Genomic DNA, 11,036 nt, shown 5'->3' on the forward strand with positions numbered 1-11,036 from the left:
GTTAGACCCGGGCCAGCCCGGCGACCTCGGCGAGCAGTTCAACGGACCGCAGCCGGTCCTCGACCCGGGGGCTCTGGTGCGCCACGATCAGCTCGTCGGCGTCGGCGTGCTTCGTGAAGCCGTCCAGGTACTCCATGACGGCGTCGGAGGTACCGACGGCGGAGTACTTCATCATCTGTGCCATGTGCTGGCCCTGCGGGGAGTCCAGGATCATGTCCGCCTCATCGTCGCTGAAGACCCGGCCGTTGCCGAAGAACAGGGACACCCGGGCGCGTTTGGTGGCCTGGAACATCTCCTGCGCGTCGGAGGCGGAGTCCGCGGCAATCACGTTCACGGCGGCGATCACGTGCGGGGCGTCCAGCTGCTCGGAGGGCCGGAACTCGCGGCGGTAGATAGCGACGGCGTCCTGTAGCGCGTTCGGCGCGAAGTGCGAGGCGAACGCGTAGGGCAGGCCCAGCTGCGCGGCCAGGCGGGCGCCGAAGAGGGACGAGCCCAGGATGTACAGCGGCACGTTGGTGCCCTTGCCCGGGATGGCCTCCACGCCCTGGATCCGGCTGTTGCCGGTGAGGTAGCCCTGCAGCTCCAGCACGTCCTGCGGGAAGCTGTCGGCACTCATCGGGTCGCGGCGCAGCGCCCGCATGGTGTTCTGGTCGCTGCCGGGGGCCCGGCCCAGGCCCAGGTCGATCCGGCCCGGGTGCAGCGTCTCGAGGGTGCCGAACTGCTCGGCGATGGTCAGCGGAGAGTGGTTGGGCAGCATGACGCCGCCGGCGCCGAGCCGAATGCTCCTGGTCTGCGACGCGACGTGGGCGATCAGGACGCTGGTCGCGGAGGAGGCGATCGTGGACATGTTGTGGTGCTCGGCGTACCAGATGCGGCGGTAGCCCAGCTCCTCGGCCCGCTGCGCCATGGCAACGCTGCCGGCAAAGCTCTCTGCCGCGCTCTGGCCCTTGCCGATGATTGCCAGGTCAAGGATGGAAAGCGGAACAGTCACGGAAAAGCCGGCCTTTCGTAGCGGAAAGTGTGGGAAGTGCGGTGTGAGGAACGCCGGGGCCGTCCTGCGGCCGGGCGCCTATAGGTGGCAACGACGGCGGTGCCCGTCTTATTTCTGCCAATCTCCGTTGCGGCCGCCACACCGGCGGAATACTCAGCACCCTTACTGTGTTGGGGTTGCCATGAGCCACGAGACAACAGAGCACCAGGAAGTATCCGCCACGATCGACCTGCCGGGCGTCGGAACCGTCCACCGGCTCGGCTTCGGTGCCATGCGCATCGTCGGCGACGGCGTGTGGGGCGAGCCGGCCGACCGTGCCGCCGCCGTCGCCGTCGTCCGCCGCGCCGTCGAGCTCGGCGTCGACTTCATCGACACCGCCGACTCCTACGGCCCCAACATCAGCGAGGAAATCCTGGCCGAGGCGCTGCACCCGTACCCGGCGGGCCTGAAGATCGCCACCAAGGTGGGCTTCACGCGCACCGGGCCGTATCAGTGGATCCCCGTCGGCCGTCCGGAGTACCTGCGCCAGCAGACCGAACTGAGCCTGCGCAAGCTCAAGGTCGACGCCCTGGACCTGCTGCAGCTGCACCGGATCGACCCCAAGGTCGACGCCGAGGAGCAGTTCGGCGTGCTCCGCGAGTTGCTTGACGAGGGCAAGGTCAAGGCCCTGGGCCTGTCGCAGGTCAGCGTGGCCGAGCTGGAACAGGCCGGCAAGCACTTCACCGTTTCCACCGTGCAGAACCGTTACAACCTGACCGACCGCAGCTCCGAGGATGTCCTCGACTACGCCGGGGAGAAGGGCATCGGCTTCATTCCCTGGGCCCCCATCTCCGCCGGCGAACTCGCCCGGCCGGGCGGACCGCTGGACGAGGCCGCCAAGCGCCTCGGCGCCACCACCTCGCAGGTGGCCCTGGCCTGGCTGCTGCGCCGCTCCCCCGTGATGATGCCCATCCCCGGCACCGGTTCCGTCAAGCACCTCGAGGAAAACCTCGCGGCCGCCGGAGTCGTCCTCGATGACGCCACCTTCGCCGAGCTCAACGACGCCCGCTAGAGACCACCCTCCCCCTCATAACCCCACCGCCGGGTCCGCCCGGCAGAACAGGAGCACACCATGGCCAACATCCTGATGGTCGTATCCGCCGCCGATTCCCTCACCATGCGTGACGGCAGCCAGCACCCCACCGGTTTCTGGGCCGAGGAGCTCGTCGTCTCCCACCAGGAGCTGATCAAGGCCGGCCACACCGTCCACATCGCCACCCCCGGCGGCGCCAAGCCCACCGTGGACCAGGTCAGCCTGCAGGCGGACCAGGCCGGCGGCCAGGAGCGCGCGGACGGCTTCCGCTCCTACCTGGACAAGATCGACGGCGAGCTCTCCTCCCCGCTGGTGCTCGCCGACGTCGACCTCTCCGGCTACGACGCCGTGGTCATGCCCGGCGGCCACGGCCCGATGGCCGACCTGTACCAGGACGCCGCCCTCGGCAAGCTCCTGACCCAGGCCAACAACGACGGCAAGATCATCGCCCCGTTCTGCCACGGCCCCGCCGGCCTGCTCAGCGCGGTCGACGGCGACGGCACCTTCGCCTTCGCCGGCCGCCGCGTCACGGTCTTCACCAACGAGGAGGAACTCGGCGGCGGCACCGGCGAGAACACCCCGTGGTTCGTCGAGGACGAGCTCAAGAACAAGGGCGCCGTCGTGGACAACGGCGGAGCCTGGACCTCCCACGTGATCCGGGACGGCAACCTGATCAGCGGCCAGAACCCGCAGTCCAGCGCGGACGTGGCCCATGAAGTCATCAAGGCGCTCACCGACGCAAAGTAATTCCGGCCGACGCCGGGTCCGGGCAACCGGACCCGGCTAAGCTAGCCGCATGGCGATCAAATCCACCGCAGATAAAGTAGCCACACTCCAAAAGGGATACACCCTGGAGGGTCCCACGATTGAGCTGGGAGCAGCGATCGTCGACGGCGAGCTGCACAAGGAAGCACCGGTCCGCCTGCCGCTGGCCATGATGAACCGGCACGGCCTGGTGGCCGGAGCCACCGGCACCGGCAAGACCGTGACACTGCACATGATGGCCGAACAGCTCTCCACCGCGGGGGTACCGGTGTTCCTCGCGGACATCAAGGGCGACCTCTCCGGCCTCGCCACCGCGGCCACCGGCTCCGAGAAACTCAAGGCCCGCACCGACAGCATCGGCCAGCCCTGGTCCGGTAAGACCTTCCCGGTGGAATTCCTCGCCCTCGGCGGCGACGGCGCCGGCGTGCCGGTCCGCGCCACGGTCACCTCCTTCGGCCCGATCCTGCTCTCCCGGATCATGGATTTGAACGAGACCCAGGAATCCAGCCTGCAGCTGGTGTTCCATTTCGCGGACAAGAACAACCTCGAACTCATCGACCTCAAGGACCTCCGCGCGGTCATCCAGTTCCTCACCTCTGACGAGGGCAAGGAAGCCCTCCAGGACCTCGGCGGGCTCTCCAAGGCCACGGCCGGCGTCATCCTCCGCGAACTGATCACCCTCGAGGCCCAGGGCATGGAGAAATTCTTCGGCGAGCCCGAGTTCAACACTGCCGAACTGCTCCGCACCGCCCCCGACGGCCGCGGCGTGGTCTCCTGCCTGGAGCTCCCCACCCTGCAGACCAAGCCGATGCTGTTCTCCACCTTCCTGATGTGGCTGCTGGCGGACCTGTTCGAGGACTTGCCCGAGGCCGGGGACCTGGACAAGCCGAAGCTGGTCTTCTTCCTCGACGAGGCGCACCTGCTCTTCAACGGCGCCTCCAAGGCCTTCCTCGACGCCATCACCACCACCGTGCGGCTGATCCGCTCCAAGGGCGTCGGCATCTTCTTCGTCACCCAGACCCCGAAGGATGTCCCCGCCGACGTCCTGGGCCAGCTCGCCAACCGGGTCCAGCACGCCCTGCGGGCCTTCACCCCGGAGGACGCGAAGGCCCTCAAGGCCACCGTCTCGACCTTCCCGGTCAGCGACTACGACCTGGAGGAGACTCTGACGACGGCGGGCATCGGCGAGGCCGTCATCACCGTCATGAACGAGAAGGGCGCACCCACCCCGGTGGCGCTGACCCGGCTGCGCGCCCCGGAATCCGTGATGGGTCCCAGCGAGCCCGCCCTGGTGGCCAGCACCGTGGCGGCCTCGTCGCTGCTGGCCGCGTATGGTACCGCCGTCGACAATGTTTCGGCCTACGAGAAGCTCTCCGGCAAGGCCGCCGCGCCCACCGGTCCGGCCGCCGGACCCGCCTCGGCGCCGGAGACCGGGGCTGCCCCGGCCGGCACGCCCACCGACGTCGACGCCGACGCGCGGCGGATCGAGGAGGAGATCCTCGGCCGCCCGAGCAGCCGCCCGGCCCCCGCCCCCGAAGCCCGCCGCGCCCCGCAGGCCCCGCCCGCCCCGCAGCAGGGCGGCGGCATGGCTGGCGACCTGGCCGGCGCCCTGGGCGGTGCGCTCGGCGGCGGGCTGAAGAGCATGGCCCGGTCCCTGGGCACCCAGCTGGGCCGCGAACTGCTGCGCGGCGTCTTCGGCACGTCCTCCCGGAGCCGGCGCCGCTGACGCCCAAGGGGTCTGGCGGTGGCTTAGCCGTGGCCTGACTGCGGCTTCTCTGGGGTCTAGTTGGGGGCGTCCGGCCGTCATGCGCGGACGTCGTGACACCGGGATTTGGCGGGGCGGCAGGTAACGTAAGAATCGTGCAGATGAGTCAGGTCGTCGTCAAAACCGCAGCCCTGTGGCTGCTGGGCCTGATGCTGGCAGTGGCAGGCGCCGTCGTCGCCATCAACGTCGTGAATAATTCCCTGGCCAGCCCGCAGCAGCCGGTGCGCGAATATCTGGACGCGTTGCGCCAGGGTGAGGGCGCCAAAGCCTTGGGCCTGTTGCACGCGTCCGTCCCCAAGAGCAACGCCGCCATGCTGGACGGCGCCGGGTTGAAGGCGGCCGCGGCGCGCCTCTCCGACGTCTCGGTGGGCCGTGCGGAGGACCGGGGCGGTAACCGGGTGATGGTGCCGATCGATTACAGCATCGACGGCAGCCGCCAGCGCACGGAGTTCCTGCTCCAGGGCTCGGACCCGCAGTGGCTGTTCTTCCGGGACTGGTCCTTCGTACCCACCACGCTTCCGGTCCTGGATGTCACCGTGGTCAACTCCAACCACGCCGCGCTCAACGGGGTTCCGGTCAACATGCCCAACGGCCGCAACAGCTTCGCCGTCTTCTACCCCGGCCAGTATGAGGCGTCACTGAACAGCCAGTACTTCGCGGCGCCCCCGTCCCGGACCACGCTGACCGGCAAGGACGCCCCGGCCGCGCCGCTGAACCTGCTGACCCGCGCCACCGACGGACTGAAGAGCGCCGTCGCGGCCAAGGTCAGGGTATTCCTGGATACCTGCGCGGACCAGGCGGACAAGAAGCAGCAGCTCCAGCCGGACTGCCCGTTCTACCACGCCACCAACAACCGGGTGGTGGACGGCACTATCGACTGGAGCATCACCGACTACCCGGTGGTCAGCATCGAACCCTTCGGCGGTCGCTGGGTGGTGGCTCCGCTGGACGGCAAGGCCCGGATCAAGGCCCGTCAGGTGGACCTGTTCACGGGCGCTGTCACCGAACTGAATGCAGTCCACGACTTCAGCTTCACCGCCCGCCTGGACGTCGACGGGGACTCGGTGAAGCTCACCCCGCAGCTGACCGGCTAGTTTTTGTACCGCCCGCCAGCAGCGCGCGGAGGCATAAAAGGGCCGGTCCGCGTCAGACCCGGACCGGCCCGGTCGCCCTAGTCCATTCCGCGCAGGTCCAGCACCAGCTCGGTGTCACCGTCGGGCTGCAGGGTCACAGGGATGCCCCAGTCCTGCTGGTACAGGTGGCAGGCCGCGTGGTCCGGGATCTCGCCGTCGGCGTCCTCGGGGCCGTCACAGGCGGCCGCGCGGGCCGTGATGTGCAGGACGCCCTCGGGGACGTCGGAGGCCAGCTCCAGGGTGCGGAGCAGTCCCACGGAGGTCCCGCCACCGGCCACCAGCAGCTCCGGCGGGGTGGAGGAGATCTTCAGCTGCGTCGGGTCGCCCCAGCGGTCGTCCAGTTTCTGCCCGGTCGGGGCGGTGAAGCGGACCGTCAGGGACAGCAGTCCGGGCGCCACCGGGCTCTTGGGCCGCTGCGTCTGGGCGGCTCCCTCGTCCACCTGCTGGGCTTCCTTGGGGATCGGCACGTACACCAGCTGGTGCTTGTTGGCCTCGACCACCACCAGCAGCGGTTCCTCGCCGGCCACGTGGGTGTGGTCCACAATCACGTCGGAAGGCTCGGACAGGCCGCGGGCCAGGGTGGACACGGTACCGGTGGCGGGGTCGTAGCGGCGGACCGCGCCGTTGTAGGTGTCGGCGATCGCCACGGAGCCGTCGGGAAGCACGGTGACGCCCAGCGGGTGCTGCAGCCGCGCCTCGGCGGCCGGTCCGTCCCGGAAACCGAAGTCGAACAGGCCCTTGCCCACGGCGGACTCGACGGTGACGCTGCGGTCCTCGCCGATCACCAGCTTCCGGAGCGCGGAGGTCTCGGAGTCGGCCACCCAGATGTTGCCGTCGGCGTCCTCGGCGAGGCCGGAGGACTGGGCGAACCAGGCCTCGGCGGCCGGGCCGTCAAGGAGCCCCTCGAGGCCGTTGCCGGCGACGATGGTGACGGCCCCGGTCGCTGGGTCGAAGCCGAAGATCTGGTGCACACCGGCCATGGCCACGACCACGGCGTTGAGCTTGGCGGACCAGACGACATCCCACGGCGAGCTGAGCGCCACCTTCAGCGGGTCGGCTTCCAGCGCGGCACCGTAGGCGGCACCCTCCTCGTCCACCCGGGCGGGCCCGGTCTCGAGGAGCCGCTGGATGCCGTTGCCGGCCAGGGTGGTGGCCTCACCGGTGCGGAGCGAGAGCCCGCGGAGCCGGTGGTTGACCGAGTCGGCGATCACGACGTCGTAGCCGGCCTGGTCGGCCACGTCCTGGGGCAGCAGCACCAGGCCCTGGGGTTCGTTGAAGCGGGCGTCGGCGGGGCCGCCGTCGGCGTACCCCTTCTCGCCCGAGCCGTACGTGCCCAGCACCGTCTCGAAGTCGGTGGAGAGTTCCACCAGGCGGTGGTGGCCGGTGTCGGTGACCAGCCAGGACCCGGCGTCACCGGCTGCCTCGGAGCCGCGGCCCGCGGGCAGGTAGAGGGCCTTGCCGGGGAAGCGGAGGGTGCCCGACGTCGGTTCCGGCGCCACGTACGGGCCGTCGCCGCGGTGCAGGGTGCCCTTGGCCTCGTGTTCGGCGATGAGTTCCGGGATCAGCACGGCCAGGCCGTCGGCGTGACCCTCACCGGAGAGGTGCGCCACGATGTAGCCCTCGGGGTCGACGACCACCAGGGTGGGCCAGGCGCGGGCGGTGTACGCCTTCCAGGTCTCCAGCTCCGGGTCGTCCAGGACCGGGTGGCGGATCTCGTAGCGTTCGACGGCGGCGGCGAGGGCCACCGGGTCCGCCTCGTGCTCGAACTTGGGCGAGTGCACGCCCACGGTCACCAGGACGTCCGAGTACTCCTGCTCAAGGGGGCGCAGCTCGTCCAGGACGTGCAGGCAGTTGATGCAGCAGAAGGTCCAGAAATCCAGCAGCACGATCTTGCCGCGCAGGGATTCGAGGTCCAGGGACTTGCCGCCGGTGTTCAACCAGCCGCGTCCCACGAGTTCGGAGGCCCGGACCCGGTGGTGGGTGCGTACTGTTTCGCTCATCAGCGTCCTTCCAGCTTGGAGTTTCGGTCGGCCAGCTTCGCGTCGCGCTCGGCGAGCTTGGCAAACATATCGTTGTAAGCGGTGAGATCGGCGTCGTTATTCCTGTCAGCCGCGCGGTCGGTGCGCTTGGACTCGCGTGCGTCGGAGCGGGACCACTGGACGGCGACGCCGATCGCCACCAGCAGGGTGGGTACCTCGCCGATGCCCCAGGCCACGGCACCGCCGGTCTGCTGGTCCAGCAGCGCCGACTGTCCCCAGGCCCGGCCGAGGTTGCCGAAGTAGTCCGCGGCCAGCAACCCGGTGCCGCCCATGATGGAGACGCCGAAGAAGGCGTGGAAGCCCATCGTGGCCAGCAGCAGCACCAAGCGCATCGGGTACGCGGCCCGCCGCGGCAGCGGATCGATGCCGATCATGGTGAGCACGAAGATGTAGCCGGTCAGGAGGAAGTGCAGGTTCATCAGCTCGTGGCCAACATGGTCGCGCATGGCGTAGCCGAACGCGTCCGAGAAGTAGAACAGGATGATGGACCCGGCGAAGTTCGCGGCGGCGAAGAGCGGGTGCGTGACCAGCTGGGAGAACTTCGAGTGCACAAAGATCAGCAGCCATTCCCGCGGGCCGCGCGAGCTGTCCCGACGCGGGGTGAGGGCGCGCAGCGCGAGGGTCACCGGGGCGCCGAGGACCAGGAAGATGGGCGCCACCATGGTCAGGGCCATGTGGTCCACCATGTGCGCGGAGAACAGCACGCGGCCGTAGACCGACGGCGGCCCGGAGGTGATGTAGGTCAGGACGATCAGGCCGATGATCCAGTTCGCCGTCCGGAACCAGGACCATGAGTCTCCCCGCTTGGTGACCTTCCGGACCCCCAGCAGGTAGGAGACCAGGCCCGCGGCGGCCACGGCCACCCAGAGCCAGTCGAAGCGCCATTCGGTGAGCCAGCGCTGCGGGGTCAGCTCGGGCGGCAGCTCGTAGCCGGAGAGGATGAACGCCGGGGAGGCGTCGGGGGCGAACGTGGTGGGCTGCGGCGGGGCCGAGCGGCCGAGGGCCACCGCCAGGCCGGAGGTGGCGCCCATGATGAGAAGTTCTACGGCGATCAGCTGCCAGAGCACCCGCCGGGCTGTCTTGCCGTGGCCGGCGGCGCCCAGCTGCGGGATGACCCACTGCCGGTGCATGAGGCCCACGCCGCCGAGGACCAGGGTGGCCGCGGCCTTGGCCATGATGAGCTGCCCGTAAGGGGAGCCGAAGAGGTCGGCCCAGCTGGAGACCCGGATGCTGGCGTTGATGATGCCCGAGCCGAAGACCAGGGCGAAGGCGAACCCGGCCAGGGCGGAGAACCGCCGCAGGGTGGGCTCGGTGATGTCGGCCTTGCCGCCAGAGCTGGTGAGAATTTGGGAGAGGAGGGCGAGCATGATGATGCCGCCCACCCAGGCGGACACGCCGGCCAGGTGCAGGGCCAGGGAGTTGATCGCGCCCTCGTGGTCGTTCGAACTGGCCGAGTGGCCGATCAGCGCCTGCGGGATCAGGCCGCCCGCGGCGATCACCAGCGTGATGGCCAGCGCGCCCCGGGAGCGGATGCCGAAGAGTGCGGTGGTCACGACGGCGGCGATGATCACGACGGCGAGCCAGGCACGGCCGGTGTCGATGTCCGTCATGTAGTAGACCAGCGACTTGGTGAACTGCGGGTCGCCAGCGAGGGTCTGGCCGGCGATGTCGGCGTAGCTGAGAACCAAGACCGCGACGGCAGACAGCGTCCAGACGACGCCGGCGATCGCCGTGACGGACAGCGCACGGGTGAAGGCCGGGTGTTCCGGGGCGTTTTTGTCCCGGGAGGCCTTGCGGGTGGAGTTCCGCGGCAGGATGCCGACGGCGAAGATGAGGCCGCCGATGACGGTGGCGATGGAGATGTTGTGCAGCGCCTTGGTGACCGGCAGGCCCCAGCGGACCAGGGCACCGGGGTCGGAGACCGCGCGGGCACCCGCCGCGCCCGAGAACAGTAGCCCGGTGATCAGGGCGGCGAAGAGTACCGCCAGCCCGGTCCATAGCCACGGCTGCGTGATGCCGGGGGTGCCGGCGCCGGAGCCAGCCGGTCCGCCCTGCCGGGAGGACGCTGCCGGGCTCTGGGTTCTCGTAGCAAAAGGCACAGTTCCATTGTCCGCTACTGCCGCCGCCGGGCCGAATCCGGCGTCACGGGCCGGCGGCCGCTGGCGCGCGGTTTAAACGCAAAGGAGCGGCAACCCGTGAGGGTTGCCGCTCCTTCAAGCGTGGAAGAAGACTACTTCTTCTTGGCGACGGCGGCCTTCAGCTTGGAGCCTGCGGTCAGCTTGACGCTGTGGCCGGCGGCGATCTGAATGGTCTCGCCGGTCTGCGGGTTGCGGCCGGTGCGGGCAGCGCGGTCGGTGCGCTCGACGGCGAGCCAGCCCGGGATGGTGATCTTTTCGCCCGCGGCGACAGAGGTCTCGAAAACCTCGAACAGTGCATCGAGCACGGAGTTGACGGCTGCCTGGCTGGTGCCGGCCTTGCCAGCTACCTCTGAAACAAGTTCACTACGGTTCTTAGCCATGTATGTCCTCCTGGACTGATCTAATTTCTGAAGCCTGCCCGCAGTGCGCGAGCAAGCCACTCTTCGAAAACTTACCAGCTAGGCGCCCGCGAGGAGACAAAATTCCGCGTGTTTTCGCGCTTTTTTGGTCAAAATCACGACTTCGGAGGGGTTTGGACGGCCCATTTCAGCCCTCAGCGGACGCATCAGTACCATCACCCCCAGCCGGCGCACCAATAGTCGGTTCCCTGGAGGACTGAGGGACCGGCGGGACGGCGTGCGGGAAGGCGCACCAGTGCTGTCATCGGCCCGCCGACCGACCCCGGTTTCCGCACACGCTCCCTCAGCTGCCGCCGGTTTCCACCGGACGCTCCCTCAGCTGCTGCCGGTTTCCACCAGGCGCTCCGTCAGCTGCTGCCGGTTTCCACCGGACGCCCCCTCAGCTCAGGGCGCTACTGGGCCGCTGCCTGGGTGGTTGGTCTGCGGATACCCGCTGGATGTGAGGGGGGAAGCGCCCGAATGTGTGGAAGGGAGTCCCGGGAGGGCTCCGGTTGTGCGCGGCCGGCCGATCCTGGCTGGCAGGTTAGGCAGCCGTGGTGGTGGTTAAAGTGGGAGAGCCTCCAACCGTGTGGTTGGAGGCTCTCGACCTAAATGATGTTCCGGCGGTGACCTACTCTCCCACACCCTCCCGGGTGCAGTACCATCGGCGCTGTGGGTCTTAGCTTCCGGGTTCGGAATGGGACCGGGCGTTTCCCCCACGCTATGACCGCCGTA

General features: G+C 69.1%; 8 protein-coding genes and 1 rRNA gene. 4 read left to right on the forward strand and 5 right to left on the reverse strand.

Translation table 11 applies throughout. The features are described from left to right. Nucleotide 1 precedes the first annotated feature (1 nt). A complete protein-coding gene (locus ACFVY3_RS14900) occupies nucleotides 2–991 on the reverse strand; it encodes an LLM class flavin-dependent oxidoreductase (RefSeq protein ID WP_400160298.1) in 990 nt (329 codons plus the stop codon). A 181-nt stretch (nucleotides 992–1,172) separates the two neighbouring features. Here ACFVY3_RS14900 and ACFVY3_RS14905 point away from each other — a divergent pair, with 181 nt between their 5' ends. From ACFVY3_RS14905 to ACFVY3_RS14920, 4 genes are all read left to right on the forward strand, one after another. Continuing rightward, nucleotides 1,173–2,042: an aldo/keto reductase gene (locus ACFVY3_RS14905; RefSeq protein WP_400160299.1), complete on the forward strand. Its 870-nt coding sequence runs from the start codon at nucleotides 1,173–1,175 to the stop codon at nucleotides 2,040–2,042. A 60-nt stretch (nucleotides 2,043–2,102) separates the two neighbouring features. Beyond that, on the forward strand, nucleotides 2,103–2,810 hold the full coding sequence (locus tag ACFVY3_RS14910) for a type 1 glutamine amidotransferase domain-containing protein (protein ID WP_290256452.1): 708 nt from the start codon (nucleotides 2,103–2,105) through the stop codon (nucleotides 2,808–2,810). 49 nt (nucleotides 2,811–2,859) lie between these two features. Further along, the gene (locus ACFVY3_RS14915) at nucleotides 2,860–4,554 is read left to right on the forward strand and encodes a helicase HerA-like domain-containing protein (RefSeq protein ID WP_400160300.1); all 1,695 of its coding nucleotides are present in this window, start codon (nucleotides 2,860–2,862) and stop codon (nucleotides 4,552–4,554) included. Nucleotides 4,555–4,694: 140 nt separating this feature from the next. Continuing rightward, complete coding sequence (locus tag ACFVY3_RS14920) at nucleotides 4,695–5,687, forward strand: hypothetical protein (protein WP_400160301.1); 993 nt, start codon at nucleotides 4,695–4,697, stop codon at nucleotides 5,685–5,687. Nucleotides 5,688–5,764: 77 nt separating this feature from the next. Here ACFVY3_RS14920 and ACFVY3_RS14925 read toward each other — a convergent pair whose 3' ends face one another. The 4 genes from ACFVY3_RS14925 to rrf form a co-directional block, all read right to left on the reverse strand. After that, complete coding sequence (locus ACFVY3_RS14925; protein WP_400160302.1) at nucleotides 5,765–7,726, reverse strand: NHL domain-containing thioredoxin family protein; 1,962 nt, start codon at nucleotides 7,724–7,726, stop codon at nucleotides 5,765–5,767. Then, entirely contained in the window at nucleotides 7,726–9,864 is a 2,139-nt protein-coding gene (locus ACFVY3_RS14930; RefSeq protein WP_400160303.1) for a cytochrome c oxidase assembly protein, read from the reverse strand. Before ACFVY3_RS14930 ends, ACFVY3_RS14925 begins: the two co-directional genes overlap by 1 nt. A 131-nt stretch (nucleotides 9,865–9,995) precedes the next feature. Next, nucleotides 9,996–10,283, reverse strand: a complete 288-nt coding sequence (locus ACFVY3_RS14935) for an HU family DNA-binding protein (protein WP_056341443.1) — start codon at nucleotides 10,281–10,283, stop codon at nucleotides 9,996–9,998. A 636-nt stretch (nucleotides 10,284–10,919) separates the two neighbouring features. Then, nucleotides 10,920–11,036 (reverse strand): 5S ribosomal RNA (rrf, locus tag ACFVY3_RS14940).

Source organism: Arthrobacter sp. BPSS-3, from assembly GCF_044628475.1.
GTDB lineage: Bacteria > Actinomycetota > Actinomycetes > Actinomycetales > Micrococcaceae > Arthrobacter.